At 62.0% G+C, this 24,728-nt stretch carries 25 protein-coding genes and 1 riboswitch; of the genes, 12 read left to right on the forward strand and 13 right to left on the reverse strand.

From position 1 onward, the window contains the following. Nucleotides 1–42: 42 nt before the first annotated feature. Nucleotides 43–1,698 carry a thiamine pyrophosphate-binding protein gene (locus IE188_RS14015; RefSeq protein WP_191287142.1) on the forward strand — a complete coding sequence of 552 codons (1,656 nt, stop codon included), beginning with the start codon at nt 43–45 and terminating at the stop codon, nt 1,696–1,698. A 9-nt stretch (nt 1,699–1,707) separates the two neighbouring features. Here the strand turns inward: IE188_RS14015 and IE188_RS14020 are convergent, their stop codons facing one another. The 3 genes from IE188_RS14020 to IE188_RS14030 form a co-directional block, all read right to left on the reverse strand. After that, entirely contained in the window at nt 1,708–2,019 is a 312-nt protein-coding gene (locus IE188_RS14020) for a YciI family protein (RefSeq protein WP_191287143.1), read from the reverse strand. Between the two features lie 19 nt (nt 2,020–2,038). Further along, entirely contained in the window at nt 2,039–2,647 is a 609-nt protein-coding gene (gene cobO / locus IE188_RS14025; RefSeq protein WP_191287144.1) for a cob(I)yrinic acid a,c-diamide adenosyltransferase, read from the reverse strand. Between the two features lie 106 nt (nt 2,648–2,753). Then, nucleotides 2,754–3,959: a TsoY family (seleno)protein gene (locus tag IE188_RS14030; protein ID WP_191287145.1), complete on the reverse strand. Its 1,206-nt coding sequence runs from the start codon at nt 3,957–3,959 to the stop codon at nt 2,754–2,756. 157 nt (nt 3,960–4,116) lie between these two features. Between IE188_RS14030 and IE188_RS14035 the strand changes: the two genes are divergently transcribed. Further along, complete coding sequence (locus IE188_RS14035; protein WP_191287146.1) at nt 4,117–4,431, forward strand: hypothetical protein; 315 nt, start codon at nt 4,117–4,119, stop codon at nt 4,429–4,431. Between the two features lie 2 nt (nt 4,432–4,433). On the opposite strand, the gene IE188_RS14040 is transcribed toward IE188_RS14035, so the two are convergent. Together IE188_RS14040 and cobN are read right to left on the reverse strand one after the other, a co-directional pair. Next, nucleotides 4,434–4,901 (reverse strand): GNAT family N-acetyltransferase, encoded by a 468-nt coding sequence (locus IE188_RS14040; RefSeq protein ID WP_191287147.1) that lies wholly within the window; start codon nt 4,899–4,901, stop codon nt 4,434–4,436. Next, on the reverse strand, nt 4,898–8,593 hold the full coding sequence (gene cobN, locus IE188_RS14045; RefSeq protein ID WP_191287148.1) for a cobaltochelatase subunit CobN: 3,696 nt from the start codon (nt 8,591–8,593) through the stop codon (nt 4,898–4,900). Before cobN ends, IE188_RS14040 begins: the two co-directional genes overlap by 4 nt. 64 nt (nt 8,594–8,657) lie before the next feature. Between cobN and IE188_RS14050 the strand changes: the two genes are divergently transcribed. Then, nucleotides 8,658–8,819 carry a hypothetical protein gene (locus IE188_RS14050; RefSeq protein ID WP_191287149.1) on the forward strand — a complete coding sequence of 54 codons (162 nt, stop codon included), beginning with the start codon at nt 8,658–8,660 and terminating at the stop codon, nt 8,817–8,819. 7 nt (nt 8,820–8,826) lie between these two features. Here IE188_RS14050 and IE188_RS14055 read toward each other — a convergent pair whose 3' ends face one another. Continuing rightward, nucleotides 8,827–9,279: a GNAT family N-acetyltransferase gene (locus IE188_RS14055; protein WP_191287150.1), complete on the reverse strand. Its 453-nt coding sequence runs from the start codon at nt 9,277–9,279 to the stop codon at nt 8,827–8,829. Next, complete coding sequence (cobW, locus tag IE188_RS14060; protein WP_191287227.1) at nt 9,276–10,361, reverse strand: cobalamin biosynthesis protein CobW; 1,086 nt, start codon at nt 10,359–10,361, stop codon at nt 9,276–9,278. Before cobW ends, IE188_RS14055 begins: the two co-directional genes overlap by 4 nt. Nucleotides 10,362–10,395: 34 nt before the next feature. Beyond that, nucleotides 10,396–10,595, reverse strand: a riboswitch (cobalamin riboswitch). A 203-nt stretch (nt 10,596–10,798) separates the two neighbouring features. On the opposite strand from cobW, the gene smc reads away from it, so the two are divergent. Together smc and IE188_RS14070 are read left to right on the forward strand one after the other, a co-directional pair. Further along, complete coding sequence (smc, locus tag IE188_RS14065; protein ID WP_191287151.1) at nt 10,799–14,254, forward strand: chromosome segregation protein SMC; 3,456 nt, start codon at nt 10,799–10,801, stop codon at nt 14,252–14,254. Nucleotides 14,255–14,317: 63 nt separating this feature from the next. Continuing rightward, nucleotides 14,318–14,785 carry a YbjN domain-containing protein gene (locus IE188_RS14070; protein ID WP_191287152.1) on the forward strand — a complete coding sequence of 156 codons (468 nt, stop codon included), beginning with the start codon at nt 14,318–14,320 and terminating at the stop codon, nt 14,783–14,785. Nucleotides 14,786–14,820: 35 nt separating this feature from the next. Here IE188_RS14070 and IE188_RS14075 read toward each other — a convergent pair whose 3' ends face one another. Genes IE188_RS14075 through IE188_RS14090 form a run of 4 tightly spaced genes read right to left on the reverse strand, consistent with a single transcriptional unit; the run spans nt 14,821 to nt 18,280 of the window. After that, complete coding sequence (locus IE188_RS14075) at nt 14,821–16,005, reverse strand: lytic murein transglycosylase (RefSeq protein WP_191287153.1); 1,185 nt, start codon at nt 16,003–16,005, stop codon at nt 14,821–14,823. Between the two features lie 45 nt (nt 16,006–16,050). Continuing rightward, nucleotides 16,051–16,968 carry an adenosylcobinamide-phosphate synthase CbiB gene (gene cbiB / locus IE188_RS14080; RefSeq protein WP_191287154.1) on the reverse strand — a complete coding sequence of 306 codons (918 nt, stop codon included), beginning with the start codon at nt 16,966–16,968 and terminating at the stop codon, nt 16,051–16,053. Beyond that, nucleotides 16,965–17,912 (reverse strand): threonine-phosphate decarboxylase, encoded by a 948-nt coding sequence (locus tag IE188_RS14085; protein ID WP_191287155.1) that lies wholly within the window; start codon nt 17,910–17,912, stop codon nt 16,965–16,967. The genes cbiB and IE188_RS14085 overlap by 4 nt, the downstream gene beginning before the upstream one ends. After that, nucleotides 17,909–18,280 (reverse strand): DUF1636 family protein, encoded by a 372-nt coding sequence (locus tag IE188_RS14090; protein WP_191287156.1) that lies wholly within the window; start codon nt 18,278–18,280, stop codon nt 17,909–17,911. Before IE188_RS14090 ends, IE188_RS14085 begins: the two co-directional genes overlap by 4 nt. 183 nt (nt 18,281–18,463) lie before the next feature. On the opposite strand from IE188_RS14090, the gene IE188_RS14095 reads away from it, so the two are divergent. Genes IE188_RS14095 through IE188_RS14105 form a run of 3 tightly spaced genes read left to right on the forward strand, consistent with a single transcriptional unit; the run spans nt 18,464 to nt 20,437 of the window. Continuing rightward, on the forward strand, nt 18,464–18,835 hold the full coding sequence (locus IE188_RS14095; RefSeq protein ID WP_191287157.1) for a response regulator: 372 nt from the start codon (nt 18,464–18,466) through the stop codon (nt 18,833–18,835). 46 nt (nt 18,836–18,881) lie between these two features. Beyond that, nucleotides 18,882–19,523 carry an HAD family hydrolase gene (locus tag IE188_RS14100; RefSeq protein WP_191287158.1) on the forward strand — a complete coding sequence of 214 codons (642 nt, stop codon included), beginning with the start codon at nt 18,882–18,884 and terminating at the stop codon, nt 19,521–19,523. After that, nucleotides 19,520–20,437, forward strand: coding sequence for an ornithine cyclodeaminase family protein (locus tag IE188_RS14105; protein ID WP_229836846.1), 918 nt, complete (start codon nt 19,520–19,522; stop codon nt 20,435–20,437). The genes IE188_RS14100 and IE188_RS14105 overlap by 4 nt, the downstream gene beginning before the upstream one ends. Nucleotides 20,438–20,524: 87 nt before the next feature. On the opposite strand, the gene rpsU is transcribed toward IE188_RS14105, so the two are convergent. Further along, the gene (gene rpsU / locus IE188_RS14110) at nt 20,525–20,731 is read right to left on the reverse strand and encodes a 30S ribosomal protein S21 (protein ID WP_091427324.1); all 207 of its coding nucleotides are present in this window, start codon (nt 20,729–20,731) and stop codon (nt 20,525–20,527) included. Nucleotides 20,732–20,839: 108 nt separating this feature from the next. On the opposite strand from rpsU, the gene IE188_RS14115 reads away from it, so the two are divergent. The 3 genes from IE188_RS14115 to IE188_RS14125 all read left to right on the forward strand — a co-directional run bounded on the left by IE188_RS14115 (nt 20,840) and on the right by IE188_RS14125 (nt 23,160). Next, nucleotides 20,840–21,529, forward strand: a complete 690-nt coding sequence (locus tag IE188_RS14115) for a COQ9 family protein (RefSeq protein WP_191287159.1) — start codon at nt 20,840–20,842, stop codon at nt 21,527–21,529. Continuing rightward, nucleotides 21,526–22,512, forward strand: coding sequence for an NAD(P)H-quinone oxidoreductase (locus tag IE188_RS14120; protein WP_191287160.1), 987 nt, complete (start codon nt 21,526–21,528; stop codon nt 22,510–22,512). The genes IE188_RS14115 and IE188_RS14120 overlap by 4 nt, the downstream gene beginning before the upstream one ends. Before the next feature lie 90 nt (nt 22,513–22,602). Continuing rightward, the gene (locus IE188_RS14125) at nt 22,603–23,160 is read left to right on the forward strand and encodes a hypothetical protein (protein WP_191287161.1); all 558 of its coding nucleotides are present in this window, start codon (nt 22,603–22,605) and stop codon (nt 23,158–23,160) included. A gap of 6 nt (nt 23,161–23,166) precedes the next feature. On the opposite strand, the gene IE188_RS14130 is transcribed toward IE188_RS14125, so the two are convergent. Next, on the reverse strand, nt 23,167–23,808 hold the full coding sequence (locus IE188_RS14130) for a ribonuclease T2 family protein (protein WP_191287162.1): 642 nt from the start codon (nt 23,806–23,808) through the stop codon (nt 23,167–23,169). Nucleotides 23,809–23,956: 148 nt separating this feature from the next. On the opposite strand from IE188_RS14130, the gene IE188_RS14135 reads away from it, so the two are divergent. Next, the gene (locus tag IE188_RS14135; protein ID WP_191287163.1) at nt 23,957–24,703 is read left to right on the forward strand and encodes a DUF1013 domain-containing protein; all 747 of its coding nucleotides are present in this window, start codon (nt 23,957–23,959) and stop codon (nt 24,701–24,703) included. Nucleotides 24,704–24,728 lie beyond the last annotated feature (25 nt).

Raw genomic sequence — 24,728 nt, forward strand, 5'->3', positions numbered from 1 at the left:
TCGGGCAAGGTCAACGGTTGAATGGGCAACGGGGGTACAGACATGCGGCATGGCGGACAGATTTTGGTCGATCACCTTAAGACCGAAGGGGTGCGGCGCGTGTTCTCGGTGCCCGGGGAAAGTTTTCTGGCGGCGTTGGATGGCCTGCATGACAGCGGGATCGAGAACGTCGTTTGTCGTCAGGAAGGCGGCGCGGCCATGATGGCCGAGGCACATGGAAAACTGACCGGAGAGCCGGGGGTGGTGTTCGTCACCCGCGGTCCCGGGGCGTCCAATGCCGCGTCCGGCATTCACGTGGCCCAACAAGACAGCACGCCGATGGTGGTGTTCGTCGGTCAGATCGCCCGCAACCATCGCGACCGCGAGGCGTTTCAGGAAGTCGACTATCGCGCCGTGTTCGGCACGCTGGCCAAATGGTCCTGCGAAGTGGACCAGACCGAGCGCCTGCCTGAATACCTTGCCCGCGCCTTTCACATGGCGCGGTCTGGTCGTCCCGGCCCGGTGATCGTTGCCTTGCCCGAAGATATGCTAAGCGCCCATGCCGACGTGCCCGACCGCCCAGCGATGGCCCGATCGAACGGACATGTCACCGCAGGGGATGCGCAAGCGATCACCGCGATGCTGGCAGACGCGAAAGCACCTTTGCTGATCGCGGGTGGGCCGGGCTGGTCGCAAGAGGCGGCTGACAACTTGGCCCGGTTTGCGAACGCCCATGACCTGCCCGTCGCCTGTGCCTTCCGGCGACAGGACTTCATGGACAACCGCCACCCGAACTATGTCGGCGACCTTGGGGTCGGGATGAACCCGAAACTGGGCGCGCGGCTGCGCGAGGCCGACACGCTGATCGTTGTGGGATCGCGACTGGGTGACAGTGTGACGGGCGGTTACGAGCTGTTAGCCCCTGCCGCCACAAGCAAGCGGATCGTGCATATCTATCCCGATCCGAACGAGCTGGGGCGCGTGTACCACGCCGATCTGGCGCTGGTGGCCACCGGACCCGAGGCCCTTGCGGCGCTTGTGCAGACAAATGGAACGGAAGCGCCCACATGGTCCGACTGGACCCGATCCGCGCGCGGCGATTATGAGGCTTTTCAACACCCGGTGACCACGCCCGGAGACGTGAAAATGGAAGAGGTGGTTCTGTGGTTGTCCAAGAACCTGCCCGAGGACGCCATCATCACCAACGGGGCCGGCAATTATGCCACATGGCTGCACCGTTACTTCTGCTTCAAACAGCACGGCACCCAGCTTGCACCCACGTCCGGGTCGATGGGATACGGGTTTCCCGCCGCAGTCGCCGCGAGCCTTGAACACCCCGACCACACCGTTGTCGCGTGGCTGGGGGACGGAGAGTTTCAGATGACGCTGAACGAGATGTCGACCGCCATCCAGCACGGTGCCAAACCCATCGCGATCATTGCCAATAACGGGCGATACGGCACGATCCGCATGCATCAGGAACGCACCTATCCAGGGCGCGTGTCGGGCACCGACATGGCCAACCCCGACTTCGCCGACCTCGCAAAGGCATACGGCGGGCATGGCGAGACCGTGACCAATGGCGCAGAGTTTGCCGAGGCGTTCGCCCGCGCCAAAGCCGCCGACAGATTGGCGGTGATCGAGCTGGTGCTCGACCCGCAGGTTGCAACACCCAGCCTGACACTGGACGATTTGCGCGAAATGGGACGAAAGGGATGACGCGGGCGGTCAGCCACCCGGCATCTCCATCATCTCGGCCAGATGGATGGTGCCCATCTGGATGAACGAGTTTTCACTGGCGATCGCCAGCGCCGCATCTGCGTCGGCCGCTTCGATGATGCAAAACCCCATCATTGGCTGTTTGAACCCTTCGTGCGCGCCGTTGCCATCCACGGTCCACTGCGCCTTGAATGGTGTTTCCGGCATGACGAATGCATCCTTATACTTCGCAATCCACGCTTTATACGCAGCCTGCATATCCGCCTTTTTGTGGTCCGGCACGTCGCGCGGTTCGTGGTAGGCGATATAGAATTTGGGCATCTTCGTCCTCCTCAGAGGTCTAGAATTCGACCCCTTGCTGCGCTTTCACCCCCGACCGGAACGGGTGCTTGACCAGCTCCATCTCGGTCACCAGATCGGCGATTTCGATCAGTTCCTCTGCGGCGTTGCGTCCAGTCAGAACCACGTGAGTCATCTCGGGCTTTTCTTCAACAAGGAATTTGACCACGTCGTTCACATCCACATAGTCATAACGGATGGCGATGTTGATCTCGTCCAGCAAAACCATGGTGTTTGACGGGTCGCGGATCAGCTCTTTCGACTTTTCCCACGCCGCCTGTGCCATTTCGATGTCGCGCGTGCGGTCCTGGGTTTCCCAGGTAAAGCCCTCGCCCATCGTGTAAAATTCGCAAATGTCGCCGAACTTGTCGTTGATCAGGTCGCGTTCGCCGCAATCCATCCCGCCCTTGATGAACTGGACGACGGCGCATTTCATCCCATGCGCGATGCAGCGGAAAATCATCCCGAACGCAGCCGAGCTTTTGCCCTTGCCCTTGCCGGTATGCACGATGATCAGACCCTTCTTGTCGGTCTTGGTCGCCATGATCTTGTCACGGGCGGCTTTCTTCTTGGCCATCTTCGAGGCGTGTCTGTCGGGATCTACGGTCATGCTGTCCTCATGATTTGTTCGCCCGTCACTGTGCGGCTCATAAGGTCCAGATGCAAGAGAGGGCGCGCCGCATCCAACACGCCCCCGTCCTTTGATGGTGTCTGGTTTACTCAGCCGGCACGGCTTGCACGGCGGGGCGGCCAAAATGCTGGCGGTTCAGGCGCAGCACCAAAGCGACCATTGCAAACTGGAACGCAATGGCAACCGCCGTGATCACCCAGTACATGACCGAGTATTTCGTCAGCACACCGGCCTGCACCAATCCTGCGTTGATGAAAAATTGCAGCAGCACCGACAGGGCAACACCAGGGCAGACTAGCGCATAGGAACCGGGCGAGGTGTCAGAGCCGAATACATAGCTTTTCCAGTAGCCGTGACGCGCCAGCATCACCAGCCCCAACAGCCCGAACAGAACCTGTACAGCGATCAGGCGGGCCAGGAAGATCATGGTTTCCCCGGCGCTTCCATGCACCTCGAACGTGGCGTGCAGGCCGTGGTCCTGACGCAGCGCCATAATGCCAAGAATGGTCATCAGCGGAATCACGATCAGAAGCGTCGGCGCGGTTTCCTTCGATGTGCCATAGTGCAGCATCGAGTTGAATGCGGTGAACAGCGCCAGCACGGCATAGATGATCGACGCGATGCCGAAGAAGGTTGACCCGACCAGCGACACGCCGACCACCACGGTGTTCGCACTCATTGCGGCGGGGGCCGAGAAGCCGACGGCAGTCATGGCAAGCGCGAAGGCCGGCAGCATCTGCGCAAAGCTGTTATGCGCGGTCACGTCGAACACACCCCCCTTGGTCAGCACCCGACCAAGAAAGTCTCCGATATAGATCAGCGCCATAATACCGATCGCAAGGAATGCGGCCATGGCGAAGGGGAACAGGTATTCCACGATCGACCACAGGCCCGGCACGAACACAAGACCGACGATGAACAGACCGTTGACGCTCATCGCCAGGGCCAGCGGCATGGCAAGGATGGTGGTTTCGCCGTTTGAGGATTTGAGTTTGGTATACGCCTCGGTTTTGCGGAAGACCGAGAAGGTTTTGAGGTTCCAGATCAGGTATTTCAGATTCAGAAACACCATCGCGGCAATCCCCAGCACCGCCACCAGGATGCCGGTTTTCAGGCCGACCGTCCCCGTAGAAAAAGCTGCCATAATGTCTTCGAAAACGGGAACGGGTTTGCCGGGATGCGGCACCCAGAACATCAGATACATGAAGAACGTGACCGACAGGCCACCAGCCCCGACCGAAGCCAGGAAATAGAGCGGAGAATACGTGTCCGCAGGGCGAGTGTGTTGCATGGGATTTCTCCATTCATATTCATATTTGTGAATGTTTATAGACCCGACAGCCTGCACGGGCAAGGGATTGTCGCGCACATGATGTCGCACCCGTGCGTTGTTCTTAACCGGTTGTTAACCATCGCCGCGCACGTTGCGGAAAAACAGGAGTGTCCAAGTGAAGCCCATCCTTTCCTGCGCCGCGTTTCTGGCAACCGGCCTGCTTGTCGCCGCCTGCGACAGCCCCAGCCCGCAATTCATGTCATCTGATACATCTGTCAAAAAGGTGACGGTCGATGGCTCGACCTTCTCAATCCACCGCCGCGAAAACTGGGTCGAGGTCTATCGCACAAGTTTCGAAGCCTTGCCGCGCATCCCGGTGATCCTTGCCCGCGCCAAGATCGCGATTGAACAGGCGACAGGCTGCAGGGTGGTCGAGGGGTCACTGTCCGGCGATCAGGCCATCCAGCGGGCCGAAATCGACTGCGGCTAGCGTCAGGGCAGATGCTTTTCGAACCGATAGGATGTGGGCCGGTCGAACCCCTCATGCGCGGTTTCTGCGGTTTTCACGAAGCCGAGCGCCCTGAAGATGGCGTGGTTTTCGACCAGCTCGACCCGCGTTTGCAGCACCAGCCGCGACAGACCCAGTTCACGCGCGCGGGTCTGGGCAAGGTCAATCAGTCGCCGTGCCATCCCGTGTCCTTGCGCAGAAGGGTCCACGGCAAGTTTAGCGATACAAAGCGCGGGAGGTCTTGCCTCGGGCTGCGGGGTCAGGAAAACGCAGGCCACATCATCAATCACCCAGACCTCGCCCGTGCGCGCCTGTTCGGCGATCCCCTCAACGGTCAAGAGATGCAGTGAACTGGGCGGGTCGATGCGGCCCTCCATCCCTGCGAAGGCGCGATGCAACAGCGCAAGGATCGGTGCCATATCATCGTCTGGCGTGATCCGGCGCGGTGTCATCGCAGCTCGTCCAGCCGCGCCTTCGCCGAGTTGGACCGGGGCATCCACAACCCGCGCTCTATCGCTTCGGTCAGGCGTTCGGCGATTTCCTTCAGGGCGGGGGCGTTGTGCTCCTCGATGAACTCACGCGTATCGTCATCGTCGATGAAGGCCGCATAGACCAGATCGAAATGGTGCCCCTTCACCGCGCCTGTGGTGGCGGCGAAAGCGAACAGATAATCGACGGTCGCCGCGATCTCGAACGCGCCCTTGTAGCCATGGCGCTTCACCCCGTCGATCCATTTCGGGTTCACCACGCGGGAACGCACGACGCGCCCGATCTCGTCATCCAAGGTGCGAATGACCGGGCGTTCGGGGCGGGAATGGTCGTTGTGATAGATGGGCCGGTCACGCCCTTGCAGGGTGGCGACCGCCGCCGCCGCGCCGCCTTCGAACTGGTAGTAGTCATCGCTGTCCAGAAGGTCGTGTTCGCGGTTGTCCTGGTTCTGCACGATGGCTTCGACCTGCCCCAAGCGCGCCTCGAACCCGTCCCGGTCACGCGCACCTTCGCTGCCCGCGCCATAGGCATAACCGCCCCATTCAAGGTAGGCGTCAGCCAAGTCGGCCTTGTTCGCCCAAAGCCGTTCGTCGATCATCGCCTGAAGCCCCGCGCCGTAGGCACCGGGTTTGGACCCATAGACCCGATGTGCCCCCTCGCCTGCCCGCACGCGCGCGGCAGCGGGGTTCACGTCGTCGGGTTCATCCAATACCTGAACGGCGCGCGCGGCGCTGTCGACCAGCGCGATCAGTTGGGGGAAGGCGTCCCGGAAAAAGCCGGACACGCGCAAGGTCACGTCCACACGCGGGCGACCCAACGCCGTTGCCGGGATCACCTCGAACCCCGTCACGCGCCGATTGGCGCTGTCCCATTTGGGCTTCACGCCCATCAGCGCCAGCGCCTGTGCGATGTCATCCCCGCCCGTCCGCATGTTCGCCGTGCCCCAGGCCGTGACCAGCATCGCGCGCGGCCAGTCGCCATGGGTTTGCAGGTGTTTGTCGATCAACAGGCTCGCCGACTTCCAGCCCAGCGCCCAGGCGGTCGGGGTCGGCACGGCGCGGCTGTCGACGGAATAGAAGTTGCGGCCCGTCGGCAGTGTGTCCAGCCGCCCGCGGGTGGGCGCGCCGGATGGCGCGGGGGCGACGAATTGCCCGGACAGGGCGGTGAGGAGCCCCGTTTCCTCACCCGGGCCACAGGCCGCCACGTTGGGGCGTACACGGGCTTCGACCTCGGCAAGGACGGCCTGCGTTGCCGGACCGGGCGCGGACGCTTTTTCATCCAGAATGCGGGCTGCCAGTTCTTCCAGCCGCTCGACGGTATCGCCGTGGCTGCGCCATGCGCCTTCACCGACCAGAACCTCTGGCCGTAACCCCGTCCACGGCGTCGCCATGTCGCAATCCAGGGGGTCGAACTCCAGTCCCAGGTCCTCGGCCATTGCCCGGATCAGCGATGCATCGCCCCCCTCGCCCGACCCGCGCGGAACACGGACCAGAGCTTGCACCAGGTCACGCTCCAACCGGTCTTGCGGCGATTGCCCGAAGATGTGCAATCCGTCGCGGATCTGCGCCTCTTTCAACTCGCACAGATAGGCGTCGAGCTTGGCAAGATCCTGTTCTTGATCCTCGCCCGACATGCCCACATCCGCATCCAGCCCGGTGGCCTGTGTCAGCGTCAGGATTTCACGCCGCAGGTGGTCGATGCGGCGTGGATCCACGCCCGCCGCCTCGTAGTATTCGTCCACCAGCGCCTCCAGATCACGCAGCGGGCCATAGGTCTCGGCCCGTGTCAAAGGGGGTGTCAGGTGGTCGATGATCACCGCCTGCGCGCGGCGCTTGGCCTGTGTGCCTTCGCCGGGGTCGTTGACGATGAACGGGTAGACATGCGGCAGCGGGCCAAGCACGGCCTCGGGCCAGCATTCAGCCGACAGGGCTACGGATTTCCCCGGCAGCCATTCCAGGTTGCCATGTTTGCCCATGTGCACAATCGCATGTGCGCCGAACGTGTGGCGCAGCCAGAAATAGAAGGCGAGGTAGTTGTGCGGCGGCACAAGATCGGGACTGTGATAGGTGTCGGTCGGGTCAATGTTATAGCCGCGCGCGGGCTGCACACCGACGACCACATTGCCGTATTCAAGGACCGACAAGGCAAATGACCCGCAATCGACATCGCCGGGGGTATAGAACGGATCTTCTTCCGGCTTGCCCCAGCGTGTCTCGATGGCTTCACGCAGCGCCCAAGGCAATTGGCCATAGCTGATCTGGTACTCTGCCATCGACAGGGTCACGCCGCCCGTGCGCGCGGCCCGGTCGGTCAGCCAGTTGGTCGGCCGTTTCATCACCGCCTGCATCAAGTCATCGCTGGTGGCAGGTCGGTTGGTGACACGATAGTCGTTGTCTTCCAACAGGCTCAGCGCGTGAACAACTGCGGCGGGCGTGTCCAGCCCGACCCCATTGGCCAGCCGCCCGTCCTTGTTGGGATAGTTCGCCATGATCAGCGCCACACGCCGGTCGGATGGATCAGCCCGTCGCAACTTCGCCCAGCTTGCCGCCAGTTCGGCCACGAACTGCACCCGGTCGCCCCGCGCGCGATAGGTGGCGATGGGGCATTCGGTGGCATCGTCAAAGAACGCCTCGCCCTTGAAGCTGATAGCGCGGGACAGGATGCGCCCGTCCACCTCGGGCAAGGCCACGTTCATCGCGATGTCGCGGGCGGACAGGCCGGTTAGCCCCTCTTCCCATGCCTCTTCACTGGACCCGGCCAGCACGACCTGAAAGACCGGGGCGGATTGGCACCACGGCATCTGGAAGGGGTTTGCGGTTTGCGTGGTGTCACCCTCATGCGGTGATCCCACCGCAAAAGACGTGCAGTTCAGGATCACGTCCGGGGCGGCTTCGGTGAACAGATGCTCCATTGTGGCCACCGAGACCGGATCTTTCAGCGAGGCGACGAAGACGGGCAGCGGGTTCAGACCCTGCCTGAGCAACGCCCGCACCAATCGGTTGATCGGGTTCAGCCCGGCGCCTTGCACCAGCGCGCGATAGAATACGATCGGCACCACGGGGGCGCCGTCTGTCCAGTCGGCCCGTGCCGTGTCCAGATCGGCCACCCCGGCACCGGGCCAATAGACGCCAGCCCGCAGCAAGGGACGCGCTGTTTCGGGCTTGTCGCCCCCGTCCAGCATCGCACGGGTGTAGGTCAGGAACCCGACCGCATTTTCCGGCCCGCCTTCAACAAGGTAAGCCCAGAGCGCGTCGTAATCTTCGTCAGACACCGTCGACAGCGCCCGCAGTTCCGCATCGGGCTTGTCATCACCGGGCAAAAGGGCAAGCGGCACACCCGCCTCGCGCAGATGCGCCGCGTATTGTTCGGCCCCGTATTTCCAATACCCGACACCGCCCAGAACACGGGCGATCACCAGACGGGATTTGGTCGCACAATTGTCGATATGCAGATCGACCGACATGGGGTGCGCCAGATGCATCATGTTGGCCAGACGCAATTCGGGGGGATTGGCCATCTCGGCCCGCGCCTGTGCCAGCCCGGCCAGTTCCGTATCGGCGGCCGAGATAAACACCACATCCGCCGGGGTCTGCCCCAGATCGACAGGTTCCTTTCCGTCGTCGATGGAACCGGGTGTGGCAGCCAGAAGATGCATGTCGCGTCCCTTGCGAATTGGTGTTATGCGACCGGGCAGACACATGCCCGATCAAGGTGGACCCATGGATTACAAAGCAGCCGGCGCGCCCAAACCCGCCAAAGGCGCCCCGCGCCACGCCGAACACAATGCCCGTGGCACCGAGAAGAACCCGCTGAACCGCAAGGACGACAAGACCGCCTTGCTGAAACGGATGAAAGCCGCCGCCGAGGCCAGGAAGGGCTGAACGCGCATCACAACGCCTTCTCCATGAAAATCGAACTGTTGGCTTCTGGGTAGTCCCCGAACGGGCCGCAGATACGGAACCCGGCGCGCTGGTAAAGCCGGTGCGCGGCATGAAGCACATTGCCCGTTTCCAGTTTCAACGCGGCCAGGCCCTTTTGTCTGGCGGTCATTTCGATCCGCGCCAGCATTGCTTCGCCCACACCTTTTCCGCGCGCGTCGGTCGCGACAAACATCGACTTCACCTCGCCATAGTTGCCTTTGTCGGCCAAGGCCCCTGTGCCCAGCACGCGGTCGCCCTCGCGCGCCACGAAGAACGATATCTCAGGCGCGCAGAGGTCGCTGATGTCCAGATAGAAATTGTCCTCGGGCGGGAACAGCTCTTCCATCAACGCCTGGCTTTGCCTCAGCAGCGCCGTTGCCCCGGGATCGCGGGGATCGCCGGGGGTCACGTCGATGGTCATGCCACCAGCGCCTTTTCGATGGCGGCGCGATCCAGACCGGACTGACCAATCACCACCAAACGGGTTTCGCGCGGCTGCGCGCCAAAGGGCTGATCGTAATAGGTATCCACACGCGGGCCGACCGCTTGCAGGGTCAGGCGCATCGGCTTGCCCGACACGGCGGCAAAACCCTTCAGGCGCAGGATATTGTGGTCACGGATCGTCTGGGCGACCTGTTCGGCAAAGGCACTTGGGTCGGCCACCTCATCCCGCGTGACCACGAAACTTTCGAACGAGTCATGGTCATGGTCGTGATGATGGTGGTGGTCGTCATCGTGATGGTCGTCATGGTCGTGATGGTCATCATGATGATGCCCCTGCTCATGCAACGACAGGCGTGCGTCCATGTCATCTTCCGCACCGACGCCCTGCCCCAACAGAACTTCAACCGGCAACACACCCATCGACGTGCGCACGACCTGCACGCCCTGACGTGCCTCGCCCGACAGCTTGCCCACCAGCGCGTCGGCTTCGTCACCGTTCAACAGGTCGGACTTGTTCACCACGATCATGTCGGCACAGGCCACCTGATCCTTGAACAGTTCGGACAGGGGCGTTTCGTGATCAAGGTTTTCGTCCAGTTTGCGCTGCGCCTCGACCGCGGCGAGGTTCGAGGCAAACTGGCCATCGAACACCGCCTTCCCGTCCACCACGGTCACAACGCCATCCACGGTCACGCGGGTGGAGATCTCGGGCCACTGAAACGCGCGCACCAGGGGTTGCGGCAGCGCAAGACCCGAGGTTTCGATCACGATGTGATCGGGCGGCGTGTCGCGGTCCAGCAGTTTTTCCAGTGTCGGAATGAAATCCTCGGCCACGGTGCAGCAGATGCAGCCGTTCGACAGCTCCATGATATCGTCTTCCGCGCAGGTCTCGTCCCCGCAGCCTTTCAGAATGTCGCCATCCACGCCCAGATCGCCAAATTCGTTGATGATCAGCGCGATGCGTTTGCCATTTGCGTTGTCCAGCATGTGACGGATCAGCGTGGTCTTGCCCGCGCCCAGAAAGCCCGTGACGACGGTGGCCGGTATCTTTGCTTGCATCTTGTCCTCCATACCCCGTCTCCCCGACGGGTGGGTTGCGTTTTCTTGCATGGCAGGTCTCCTGGCTTCGCGGGTCGAGGCCCCTGCCGCCTTCCCAACCCATCGGGCCAGTGGCATTGTGCAGGTGCTCTCCGCTTACAGTCGCGGGGGCGGCTGCAGCATCAGGCCCCGGATTGGGTCGCCTCCGCTGCATTCCCTCTGGTCCCAATGGGAACCATGCCGGACTTGTTTGCCGCGCAGGGGTTGGCGGGGTCAAGACGGAAACCGACCCGATGGGCAGGTTTGGCGGCAGTCGACTGCGAATGGGCTTCGTGGGGATGCAATATCTTGTGGATAACCCGCCGGTTCCACCCATATGTCGATGTCTGCCGTTGACTCGCCCTCGTTCCGTCGGAAAACTCCGTATTCAAGAAGAATCAAAAGATGAGGCAGACCGCTTGCGGTTTTCTAAACTCCGACTGAATGGCTTCAAAAGCTTCGTGGACCCGACCGATCTGGTGATCGCGGACGGGCTGACGGGTGTTGTCGGCCCCAATGGGTGCGGCAAGTCGAACCTGCTGGAAGCCCTGCGCTGGGTGATGGGCGAAAACCGCCCGACCGCGATGCGTGGCGGCGGGATGGAAGATGTGATCTTTGCCGGTGCCTCGACCCGGCCCGCCCGCAACTTTGCCGAGGTGGCGCTGCTTCTGGACAACAGCGAGCGGTTGGCCCCGTCCGGGTTCAACGACAACGACAATCTTGAGATCGTGCGCCGGATCACACGCGATGCGGGGTCAGCCTACAAGGTCAATACCAAGGACGTGCGCGCACGCGATGTTCAGATGCTGTTCGCCGACGCTTCGACCGGGGCGCATTCGCCCGCGCTGGTGCGTCAGGGGCAGATTTCAGAGTTGATCAACGCCAAGCCAAAGGCGCGCCGACGTATTCTGGAGGAAGCCGCCGGGATTTCGGGTCTGTATCAGCGGCGGCACGAGGCCGAACTGAAGCTGAAAGGTACGGAAACAAATCTGGCGCGCGTTGATGATGTGATCGAGCAATTGGCCTCGCAACTGGGGCAATTGGCGCGGCAGGCCCGTCAGGCGGCGCGGTATCGCACCATCGGTGACGATCTGCGCCGCGCCGAAGGTCTGCTTCTGTATCGCCGCTGGAAAGAGGCCGATACGGCACGTGCCGAGGCCGAAGCCCAACTGACCGAACGGGTGAAAGCCGCCGGTGCCGCCGAAGGGGCTGCGCGCGCTGCCGCCAAAGCCCGGCAGGAAGCCGAGGACCGCCTGCCGCCCCTGCGCGAAGAAGAAGCGGTCGCGGCTGCGGTCCTGCAGCGCCTGCAAGTGCAACGCGACCAGTTGGCGGATCAGGAAGCACAGGCCCGCCAGCGCATCGAAACCCTGACCGCCCGGATTGCCCAACTGTCCCGCGACATCGACCGTGAAAGCGGCTTGAATAAGGATGCTGGCGAAACGATTGAGCGGTTGGAATGGGAACAGACGCAGATCACCAAGGCGTCGGAAGGTCACGATGCCGCGCTGGAAGCCGCCAGCACCGATGCCCGCGACAGCGCCGCGATCCTGCAGGAACGCGAAGGTGACCTGTCGCAACTGACCGAAGATGTTGCCCGTCTGGCCGCGCGTCACCAAGCTGCCCACCGCCTGCTGGAAGACAGCCGCAAGTCGCTTGACAAAAGCGAAGGCGAAGCCCAGCGCGCCCGTGCTGCAATGGACGAGGCGAAAGCCGCCTTGGACAAGGCCGGTACGGATTACGAGGCCGCCAAGACCGCTGAGGCCACCGCCGCAAAAGCTGCCGAGGACGCCGAGGCGGCTCTGGTTGCCGCCGACGAGGCCCGCGCCGACGCGCAGGCCCGCGAGGCAGACGCCCGCGCCGCCCGGTCTGCCGCCGAAGGTGAAGTCAACGCGCTTCACGCCGAAGTTCAGGCGTTGGCGCGGCTGGTCGAACGCGATGCCGCCGAAGGCGGTCAGGTGCTGGACGATCTGCGGGTGAAACCGGGCTATGAAAAGGCGCTTGGCGCGGCTCTGGCCGATGACCTGCGTGCGCCGGTGATCGACGGCGATGCGCCGTCGGGCTGGGCCGCGTTGCCCGCCTATTCACAGGCGCAAGCCTTGCCAGATGGTGTCAGCGCCCTGTCCAACTTTGTCACCGTGCCCGAGGTGCTGGCGCGCCGGATGAGCCAGGTTGGCTTGGCCCGCACGGCTGATGCCGCACGGCTTCAGTCTGAATTGAAGCCCGGTCAACGGCTGGTCTCGATGGAAGGGGACTTGTGGCGCTGGGATGGGTTCCGCGCAGGCGCGGAAGATCAGCCGTCGACCGCCGCCCTGCGGCTGGAACAGTTGAACCGCCTGCAAGAGCTGAAACAGGATCTGGAAGACGCCACAGCGCGCGCGGATGGCGCGCGGGCGGCGCATGAATCACTCAAGACGCGGCTTGTCGAAACGACCGACGCCGACAAGCACGCCCGCGATGCCCGTCGCGATGCCGACCGTGCGATGGCCGACGCCAATCGCGCCCTGTCGCGTGCCGAAGCCGACCGGAACATCGCAGGCGGCAAACTGGAAAACCTCGGCATGGCGCTGAAACGCCATGAAGAAGAAACCATGGGCGCACGGCAGAGATTGATCGAAGCCGAACGCGGCGTGGCCGATCTGGGCGATCTGGACGCGGCGCGAGTGCAGGTTGAGGACGTCAAGATGGCGGTCGAAGCCGCGCGCATGACGATGATGACAAAGCGATCAGCCCATGACGAGTTGCGCCGCGAAGGCGAGGCGCGGACCCGCCGCAGCCAGGAAATCATCAAGGAAATCTCGGGCTGGAAACATCGCCTGGAAACAGCGGGCAAGCGGATTGCCGAGCTGGAAGAACGCAAATCCGACAGCGAAGCAGAACTGAGCGAGGCAAGCGCCGCGCCTGACGCGCTGGTCGCCAAGCGGGCTGAACTGGCCGATGCGATTGATGACGCCGAGGCGCGGCGCAAAGCCGCCGCCGATACACTGGCCCAAGCCGAAACGGCCGAACGAAACGCGACCACGGCGGAACGCGATGCCGAACGTGCCGCCGGTGAAGCCCGCGAGGCCCGCGCCCGTGCCGAAGCCCGGACCGAAGCCGCGCGCGAAACCGTCACCGCAGCCGCCGAACGGATCGCCGAAGACATGGAAACCACGCCGGACGCGCTGCTGGAAACCCTTGGGGCTGATCCCGACAAGATGCCCTCGGCCGAACAGATCGAACATGACGTGAACCGCCTGAAACGTCAGCGCGACGCGCTGGGGGCTGTGAACCTGCGCGCCGAAGAGGACGCGAAAGAGGTTCAGGAAGAACACGACAATCTGCTGCAGGAAAAGACCGATCTGGAAGAGGCGATCAAGAAGCTGCGCAGCGGCATCGCCAGCCTGAACAAGGAAGGACGCGAACGCCTTTTGACCGCGTTCGAGCAGGTAAACCAGAGCTTCGGAAACCTGTTCACCCACCTGTTTGGCGGGGGCGAGGCCAAGCTGGTGCTGGTCGAAAGCGATGATCCGCTGGAAGCCGGGCTTGAGATCATGTGCCAGCCACCGGGCAAGAAGCTGTCGACGCTCAGCCTGCTGTCGGGCGGAGAGCAGACCCTGACCGCCTTGGCGTTGATTTTTGCCGTTTTCCTGGCAAACCCGGCCCCGATCTGTGTGCTGGACGAGGTCGACGCGCCGCTGGATGACGCAAACGTCACGCGGTTCTGCGACCTTCTGGATGAAATGACCCGGCGCACAGATACCCGGTTCCTGATCATCACGCACCACGCAGTCACCATGGCGCGGATGGATCGTCTGTTTGGCGTGACCATGGCAGAAATGGGCGTGAGCCAGTTGGTCAGCGTCGATCTGAAGAAAGCCGAGGCCCTGGTTGCCTGACCCATCCGTTGCATGGGCCGCTGGTTCATACTAGGATCCGGGAAACAGATCAGGAGCTTTCCTATGAAATTTCAGACGCTTACCGCCTCGGCCGGGCTGGCGATGGGGCTGGCCATGCCTGCGCTTGCCGACCCGATCAAGGCCTCCGACCCGCAATCCGTGCTGGCCTATTTTCAGGATATCGGTGCGCCGGCCACGTTGACCGAGGACAGTGTTGGCGATCCCTTGATCGAGCTTCAGTATTACGGGACGACCTTTGCTGTTTTCTTCTATGGCTGCTCGGATAACGTGAACTGCAATTCGATCCAGTTCTATGCAGGCTATACACCGGAAAGCGAGATTTCCCGCGACGCCCTGAACCAGTGGAATGCCGAACAGCGCTATGGCCGCGTCTATGAAGATGCCGAAGGGCGCAAGAAACTGGAATATGACATCTACACCGGCAATGCCGGGGTCGACTCGGCTGATTTCGACGAAATGTTCGATATCTGGACCGAGTTGGTCAAGAGTTTCGAGGCGCAGATGTCCTGACGCAGCCCGTGGATACGGCGATCCCGTTCAGGCCGCTACAGGGCATTCAGCAATTGCGCCGTCGGCCACGCATCTGCCGGCAGGCCAAGCCGGATTTGTTCCTTCTGCACGGCAGCCCGCGTCATGGCACCCAGAATGCCATCGACCTTGCCGACATCGTGCCCGCGCGCCTGTAGCTTTTTCTGCAGCGCCTTCATCTGCTGATCCGAAAATGCCGGATCCGGGTTGCCTGCATTGTAAACCGGCGCGCCTTCCAACCGAGTGGCAAAATAGGCTGCGGTGGTCACATAGACGAAGCTCTTGTTCCATTCGAAATAGACGTTGAAATTCGGATAGGCGATGAAGGCTGGCCCCTTGCGCCCCTGCGGTAACAGGATCGACGCTTGCAGATCAGCCGCCCCGAACGACCCGTGCCGCGGGGCGACCCCAAGGGCGTCCCATTCGGCAACACTCAGCGTTTTGTCCAACCCGGTCTGTGACCAATCCAGGTCTTGTGGCACCGTCACTTCTTGCAACCACGGTTCGCCCGCGCGCCAGCCCAGTTTCCTGAGCATGTTCGCCCCGGACAGAAGCGCATCGGCGGGTGATGTGCGCAGATCGACCGACCCATTCCCGTCGGCGTCCACGCCCGCTTCGATGATGTCACCGGGCAGCATCTGGACCATGCCAATCTCGCCCGCCCACGCCCCTTTCGAGGTCTTGGGGTTGAAGCTGCCCCGCTCGAACAGTTCCAGCGCGGCAAAGACCTGCGGCTGGAACAGTTCGGGGCGTCGGCAGTCATGCGACAGGGTCATCAGGGAATTCAGCGTGTTGAATTCGCCCTGCACCGCGCCATAGTCGGTCTCGAACGCCCAGAAGGCGGTCAGAACGCCCTGGCTGACGCCATAAGTCTGCTCCATCTGATCATAGATTGCGGCGTGTTTCTGCATCATCGCCTTGCCACGCGCCATCCGGTCCTGGCTGATCAGGCGGCGGGAAAAGTCGATGAACGGGCGCTGAAAAATGCCCTGCGCGCGATCCGCCTTGATGGTCGCCGGATCGTGGCGGGCCGAGGCAAAGAAGGTGTCAACGGTGTCTTGCGCATAACCACGATTGATTGCTTCGGTCTTCATGGCGGCAGTGAAATCGCGGAAGGATCCCCCGCATTCCACAATGGCGGCCTGCGACGGAGCGGCGCCAACGAATACCATCGCAGCGGCGTAGGACAGGAACTTGATCATGGTGCACCCTCGTGTTGAACGTCGGTGCACGTTACCTGATTGAACCTAGGTGACAACCGCCAGCAGGATCACAAAACCGAGCATCACAAACCAACCTGCCCACAGAAGATCGACGGATTGGTCGATCTCTTTCGGGCCGATGTAGCGGGTGCCTTCGGCGTTGACCCATGGAAAGCTGCGCATTTCGCCTTCGTAGGAGCGCGGCCCGGACAGGGCGACGCCTAAAACCGCCGCCATCGCGGCCTCTGGCCAGCCCGCGTTGGGCGAGCGGTGCAGGGGGGCGTCCCGCCGGATCACACGCCACGTGCCCCATTGCCGTCGGCTGGCCATGATCAGAAGGGCGGAAAGACGCGCGGGCACCCAGTTCAGCACGTCATCCAGCTGGGCGGCGAACTTGCCGAAAGCCTCGTGGCGCGGTGTGCGATACCCGATCATGCTGTCGGCCGTATTGACCAGTTTATAGACGAGGATCCCCGGCAACCCGGCGATCAGGAACCAGAACGCAGGCGCCACCACCCCGTCCGAGAAATTCTCGGCCGCACTTTCCACCGCGCTGCGGGCGATGGCAGCTTGGTCCATGCCGGCAGTGTCCCGCCCGACGATCTGGCTGACCGCCTTCCGCCCTTCGCCAACCGATTGGCGCAGCGCGTCCGCCACCGCCTGCACATGTTGCGCCAGTGATTTCTGCGCCAGCAGGATGGCGACGACGATCACCTCGAGAACACCCTCGGGTGACAGATCTTCGATGGCCCACCCGATCATCGCGGCGATCACGCAAAAAGCCAGCATCCCAAGCGCGCCATTGGCCATCGGCTTGTCGCCCTTGTTGAATGTCTCGTCCAGCCAGTCGATTGCGCGTCCCATCAGGATCGCCGGATGTGGCACACGCTTCCACAGCCATTCGGGTTCCCCAAACAGCGCATCCAGCAACAGCGCCAGTGCAAGGATCGTTGGGCCGCTCATAAAGCACGCTCCAACTGCGCCCATCCGGTTGCGGGCGGCAGACCAAGCCGCAGCCAGCGGTCCGAATAGGGAAACACCCGCGACCAGATATGCGCCCTGGCCAATCGTGTCTGCCACGCCGTCGCATCATCCACATCGTAAAGTCGGAACAATGAGGTTCCACCCACCAACTCTGCGCCTTTGCCGATCAGCAGCGCGTCCAGCCGGGCCGCATCTTCGGCAAGCCGGGCGCGGGTGCGGTCGGCCCAGTCGCGATCGCCCAGCGCCCGGGCTCCAATCTCCAGCGCCGGGCCCGAGACCTGCCACGGTCCGATCGCCTCGCGCAATCGGGCGATCAGGGTCGCATCGCCAATGACAAACCCCAGCCGCAGTCCGGCCAGCCCCCAGAACTTCCCGAAACTTTTCAGGATCAGAACGCCGGGCTTTGTGGTGAGCTGTATGTGTGACGCGTTGGGCGTGACGTCGCAGAAGCTCTCGTCGATCACGGTCAGTGGCTGATTGAGCTCAGGCAACGTCCATCGCCGCCCATCCGGATTATTCGGATGCACCATCACGCGGGCGTCACCGGTGCCGTCCTCGTTGACGCGCCAGCCCTGCGCCTGAAAGGCGGCGGCATGTTCGTTATAGGTCGGGCCGGAAATCACCACACGACCCGCCGCGAACAACGATGGAATGCGTGCAATCAGGGCCGAAGCACCGGGCGCGGCAAGAACCGCCGCAGCATCGGGCACCGCCCAGAACTGGCGGGCGGATCGTTCCAGCCGGTCAAAGGCACACTGATCTGGCAAACCGGTCCAGGCATCGGGGGACACGTCACCCAACGGATAGGGCACGGGATTGATCCCGGTGGAGAGATCCAGCCAATCAGCGCGCTTCCCGCCATGACGGGCGATGGCGGCATCCAACCCGCCACCATGGTCACGTATGGGCGCGACGTGGTTCATTCGCCGTCAGGCAGGGGCATGTGGCGCGTCACGAAATGCCCCTTCACCGCCTGCGGCCATTCCCGGTAAGGCACCTGGCCCGACGTGCTTTCGGCGTGGGCCTTGGCATAGTCGACCACGCCCTGCGCGGCCTCGTCCGTCGGGTCGAACTTTCCCAACGTATAGGACAGCTTGCCATCGGCCTGAATGGCGACGTTGCAGCTGTTGTCACACCCCATCAGACAGGATACGCGGCGGGTCTTGATGGCTGTGCCCAGGGCATGCTCTTCAATCAGTGCCGCCAGCACCTCGCCATCCGTCAGCGGGTTCTGGGCGGCGTCCCAGCCTTCGCGTTTGCAGGTGTCACAGATCGTGATCCATGTGGTCATGTCGCGCTCCTTGTCCTGCTGCGGGTTGAACCGGAAAACCGGGTGAATTTCAATGGCGGATACGGCATTTGGCACACTGGGCGCGGCATCCTGTACCCACGCGGCACTTTGCCCATTAACCTTTCCCCCGCTTCGGCATAGATATGTCGGCTTGGACATGCGATCCTGAAAGGTGGAGTGCATATGATGCGGGTGCTGATTGTCGAAACAAACCCGGCGCTGACCAGGCTGTGGTCGGATCACTTGCTGCGGCAGGGGATCACGGTGGATTGCGCGCATGACCCGGATCAAGCGAGGGATCTGCTGGATCAACAGAGTTATGACGTGGTGGCAGTGAACACGGATTTTGCCGGGGGAAAAGGGATCGTGATTGCTGATTACGTGGCCTTTCGTTTGCCGCAGGCGCGCGTGGTCTTTGTGACCTCAAGCACATTCTTTTCGGACGGGTCGATCTTCAATCACATCACCAATGCCCATGCCTGCGTATCCGCCGACACGCCGTCCGAGGATCTGGCCAATGTCATTGCCTTTCATGGATCGTCCAAGGGCGGTTAGGATGAAACCCGCTTGCACCGCGACCCGGTCTTGCTAGGGTCTGGGCATGACACGAAACGCTTCTTCCCTGCCTGCCGTCGGTGCCGTCGTATTTGACATTGGCAATGTGCTTATTCGCTGGCAACCCGAAGACCTGTATGACCAGTGGATCGGGCAAGAACTCCGTCAACAGATGTTCGACACGCTCGACCTGCATGAGATGAACGACCGTGTTGACCGGGGCGGCGTGTTTCGCGACGTGATCTATGATTTTGCCGAGGCCAACCCCGACTACCGGACCGAGATCCGCTGGTGGCATGATCGTTGGCTGGACATGGCACAACCTGCCATCGACCTGTCGGTGCAAACCCTGCGCGCGCTCAAGCGGCGCGGTTATCCGGTTTTTGCGCTGTCGAATTTCGGGCGCGAGCCATTCGTGCTGGCGGAAGAGAAGTTCGATTTCCTGTCGGATTTCGACCGCCGTTATCTGTCGGGGCATATGGGCGTGGCAAAACCCGACGCGCAGATTTACCAGTTGCTGGAAGCCGATTGCGGCCATGCCCCGCAGGCGCTGCTGTTCGTCGATGACCGGGCCGAGAACATCGCCGCCGCAGATGCGCGGGGCTGGCAGACACATCATTTTACCTCGGCCCGAAATTGGGCCGATCACCTGATCGAACGTGGACTGATAGACGAGGCCGACCTGTGACCCCCGCCATGATCCCCTTCGAGGCCGAAACCCATCTGAATTGGCGCGCGCTGACCGACGCGCTGCTTGACGGTCACACCCGCCCCAGGGCCGAAATCGGCGACACGTTTCTGTATCGTGGCGAAGATACGATGCTGACCCGGTCGGCCTGGATCGACGGGTTGGGCAGCGCGGTGAAAACCGCCAACATCATGCCCGGCAATCCGGCGCGGGGCGAGCCGATGATCCATGGGGCCGTGAACCTTTATGATGATGTCACCGGGCAGTTGGCGGCGATCGTGGACTTCCACCTTGTGACCAAATGGAAAACCGCCGGTGACAGCGTTCTGGGCGCGCGGCTTCTGGCGCGGCCCGACAGCAAGGTGATCCTGATTGTCGGCGCAGGCACCGTGGGGCGCAATCTGCGTGACGCCTATGGTACGATGTTTCCCGATGCCCGCTTTCTGATCTGGAATCGCAGCCCCGAGGGTGCCGCGAGATTTGCAGACGAGTGTGACAAGACAGAAACTGTTACGTCACTTGAGGATGGCGTTTCGCAGGCCGACATCATCACGTCCGCCACGATGACCACCGACCCCTTGATCAAGGGCGACTGGCTGCAACCGGGCCAGCATCTGGACCTGATCGGCGCCTATCGCCCGGATATGCGCGAAGCCGACGACACCGCCCTGACCCGCGCCCGCCTGTTTATGGACAGCCGCGACACGGTGCTGAATCATATCGGTGAGTTCAAAGACCCGCTGGCGCGCGGGGTGATCACGCGCGACGACATTGTGGGCGACCTATACGACCAGAAAGACGGCGTATTCACCCGCCAAACCGACGACATTACGCTTTATAAAAATGGCGGCGGCGCGCATCTGGACCTGATGACAAGCCGCTATATTCTGGATACGTGGCGCGCCGCGACCTAGCCCAAAAACAAACCCCCGAAGCGGCTGCTGCGGGGGTCGTTTTGACAAGCGGTTGACAACCCGCCTGCCGATACACTCGGGCGTGACTTACATCATACCTTCGCGTTGTGCTTTCTTCCGAGCCAGTTTGCGCTGACGGCGAATCGCTTCAGCCTTCTCGCGCGCTTTCTTCTCGGAGGGCTTCTCGAAATGTTGCCGAAGCTTCATTTCGCGGAAGACACCTTCACGCTGAAGTTTCTTCTTCAGCGCACGAAGCGCCTGGTCTACGTTGTTATCGCGAACCGAAACCTGCATGTGGTTGTCACCACCTTTCTAAGTTAGAGTTTGCAGAATTGCAGGAAGCGTTCATCTAACACCCTTGACTGCATTTGTCCAGTTCACCCTCAGACGCGAGGACCGCACATGATCGAGAAAGAGAAAATGCTGGAAGCGGCCATTGCTAATGTCCCGTTTGACGGGTGGAGCGATGCGACCCTGATCGCCGCCGCGCAGGATTGCGACCTGACCGAGGACGAGGCCCGCGCCATGTTCCCGCGCGGGGCGCTGGATCTTGCACTGGCCTATCACCGCAAGGGGGATGAGGACATGGTGGCCCGTCTGAACGCCGCCGATCTTAAGGGTATGCGGTTTCGCGACCGGATCGCGGCGGGCGTGCGGTATCGTTTGGAGGTCGCGGACAAGGAACTGGTGCGCAAGGGAATGGCATTTTTTGCGCTGCCACAGAACGCGGGCGACGGTGCCGCCGCCTTGTGGGCCACCTGCGGGTTGATATGGGAGACATTGGGCGACAACTCGACCGACCTGAACTGGTACACCAAACGCGCGACCTTGTCAGCGGTCTATTCCTCTGTCGTGCTGTTCTGGCTGGGCGATGAAAGCGAAGGGAACGAGGCCACATGGGCCTTCCTTGACCGCCGTATCGACGATGTGATGAAGATCGAAAAGATCAAGGGTCAGGCCCGCGACACGGCACTTTACAAGGCGTTTATGTCGGGACCGGGCAAGATACTGGACAGCATCAAGGCACCCGGTGCACCCAATCCGAACTACCCGGGCCGATGGGAACCGAAAGACACAGGGAACAAAGAATGACTGAAACCATGCGCGCGATCGAGATTACCGAACCCGGCGGACCCGAGGTTCTGCAACTGTCCGAGCAGCCGATCCCAGCGCCCGGCCCCGGTGACATCCTGATCCGCGTGGCCTTTGCCGGGGTGAACCGGCCTGACGCGCTGCAACGTGCGGGGTCATACGCGCCGCCCCCCACCGCCAGCCCCCTGCCCGGCCTAGAAGCCTCGGGCGAGGTCGTGGCGTTGGGCGATGGTGTCACGCAATGGGCCGTGGGCGACAAGGTCTGCGCCCTTCTGCCCGGTGGCGGCTATGCAGAATACGTGACAACGCCCGCCGCCCACGCCCTGCGCGTGCCCGACGGCATGGGTATGAAAGAAGCTGCCTGCCTGCCCGAAACCTTCTTCACCGTCTGGTCTAACGTGTTCATGCGTGGCGGGCTGCAAGCAGGCGAGCGGTTCTTGGTCCATGGCGGCAGTTCAGGCATCGGCACGACCGCGATCCAACTGGCGAATGCCTTCGGTGCGCGGGTGTTCACCACGGCAGGAACGGACGAGAAATGTGCCGTCTGTCGCGATCTGGGGGCCGAGCGCGCCATCAACTACAAAACCGAAGACTTCGTCGAGGTGATGAAGGCGGAAGGCGGCCCGAACCTGATCCTCGACATGGTGGGCGGCGATTATATCGCGCGCAACATCAAGGCCCTCGCCGTCGAAGGCCGCATGGTCCACATCGCCTTCCTGTCCGGCCCCAAAGCCGAGGTCAACTTCGCCATGATCATGGCCAAGCGCCTGTTCGTCACAGGATCAACCCTGCGCCCGCAATCCGACCTTGCCAAAGCCCGCATCGCCGAGGAACTGGCCGAAAAGGTCTGGCCCCTGCTGGATGCAGGCCGCGTCGCCCCGGTGATGGACCAGACATTCCTGCTGGAGGACGCCGCGAAGGCACATGCAAGGATGGAGACCAGCCGGCATATCGGGAAGATCGTGTTGGAGGTGGGGGCTTAGAAAAGCCATTTTTGGATCTTAAGCAATTCAACTGAAGCATGAATCATGGCAGGTGTCTGCCTTTGTCCAAGACCGGAATGCGGGGTCAATATGAAGCTTGCGGGAGCGTTAATACTTGCGGGATTGTTACTTCAGCCAACAAAAGCACTGGCAGACAGATATGAAACAACCCGGCTGTTCAATCACAAGGCGTGGTCTGTCGAACTGACACATGATCAGTTGGACGATGATTTCTGGTGCAACGCTGAAACCACCAACCGCGCCGGGCAGGTGTTCTCGATCACCGCTTATGACAACGGAAACCTGGGATTGTTCATCTTCGATAGGCGATGGGACATCAACCCCCGTGATATCGAGTTTCGCATAGACATTGACTATTCACGTTGGAATGTTAGCGGACAAGCTCAGGAAAGCTATGTCTCAACATTCCTTGGGGATCCGGAAAACAGCATCAAGTTTCTGACCGAGCTTGCCGAAGGCAGCGCCGTCGCCGTGTTCAACAGCGATGGCCGCAGACTTGCAGTGCATTCCCTTTCTGGATCCAGCGCATCCCTGAGAAAGCTCTTGGAGTGTTGGAATCGGATCAAGAAAACAGATCCATTTGGCACCTCACCAAACGCGTCGGCGCCAAAGTCCGATCCGTTCTAGAAAGCATCACCGCACCGGTTCCAGCAACGCCTTCCCCGCCCGGCAGTCCGTGCGCACGTCGCGGGCGCAGATGCGGGGGTCAAGGTCACGCGTCAGGCACAGGCGTGCCTCTTGGATGCGGCCTTCGCGGCAAGTAATGGTCAGCATGTCGGGGTGCCAGTCAGGATTGGCTTGCAGGAACGCTTCCTCGACCACTGATGCGGGCAGGCGGACGGGGGAGGTCAGTTTGCGCAACACCTCGGGCCGGTTCACCCTGTTGAACGCCCTTCGGGCAAGGGCATAGTACTCCTCGGCCTCCAACCCCGCGCAGACGCCGTGTTTTTTCCACTGATACCACGCGGCGCCACCCGCGCCGAAGATATCCGCCTGTGCGTTTGTCAGGCCACGGGACGGCGGGCGCATCGACGTGTTGCAATAACTCGGCCAGCCTTCTTCGTATTGCGGCCACAGCCCGTGCACGACCCAGCCCAGATCGCGGGCCGCGTCGCATTGCTCAGACCCGCGCGCATCACCTTCGACGGCGCACCAGTTGGGCGACCAGCTGAGCGCCAGAATATAATAGTCGAAATCGCCGGCCGTCTCGCCCTCTGCCCAAAGGCCAACCACTGACGCCAGCCACAGAATGCCGCCGAACAAGACCTGTCGCATTTTGCCTTCCCTCTTTCCTTCTTCCCCCTTATATATGCCCCAAGTTCCCCGACAACGGAAACCGGCCTGATGAAGTCCCCGCGACACAGGCAGCCCAGCCAGGGCGCGGGAAAGTTGTATCCGGGGTCAGTTTCGAAGGAGTGTTCGGATGAGCAAACTGATCATGGCAAAAGCCACCGCCGTCTGGCTGGTGGATAACACGACGATCAGCTTCAAGCAGATCGCCGATTTCTGCGGTCTGCATGAGCTGGAAGTGCAAGGCATCGCCGATGGTGATGTGGCCGCTGGCGTGAAGGGGTTCGACCCGATCGCCAACAACCAGTTGGACGCAAGCGAGATCCAGAAGGCCGAAAAAGACCCGCTGCACAAGCTGAAGCAGAAATTCTATGCCGCCGCGACCGGCGAAGAAAAACGCCGCGGGCCGCGCTACACCCCGCTGTCGAAACGACAGGACCGCCCCAACTCGATCCTGTGGCTGGTCAAATTCCACCCGGAGCTGGCCGACAGCCAGATCGCCAAGTTGGTGGGCACCACCAAGCCGACGATTCAGTCGATCCGCGAGCGCACGCACTGGAACATTCAGAACATGGAGCCGATCGACCCGGTCGCCCTGGGCCTGTGCAAACAAAGCGAGCTTGATCTGGCCGTGCAGAAAGCAGCCGCGAAGAAGGCCAAGGAAGGTGGCGTGATGTCGGACGACGAACGCCGCAAGCTGGTCTCGACCGAACAAAGCCTTGGCATGGAGCCGGAACCGAAGATCCCCAGCGCCATCGAGGGGCTTGAGACCTTCACCTTGTCCGGCACTCCGGATGATGAGAAGGAAGACGAACTGCCCGACGCGGACAGTTTCTTCAACCTGCCGGACAATGACGACGACGAAGACGACAAGGATTGATCCAGCGCAGATCACCCCCAAAGCC

This window comes from Aliiroseovarius zhejiangensis, assembly GCF_014656375.1.
Lineage (GTDB): Bacteria > Pseudomonadota > Alphaproteobacteria > Rhodobacterales > Rhodobacteraceae > Aliiroseovarius > Aliiroseovarius zhejiangensis.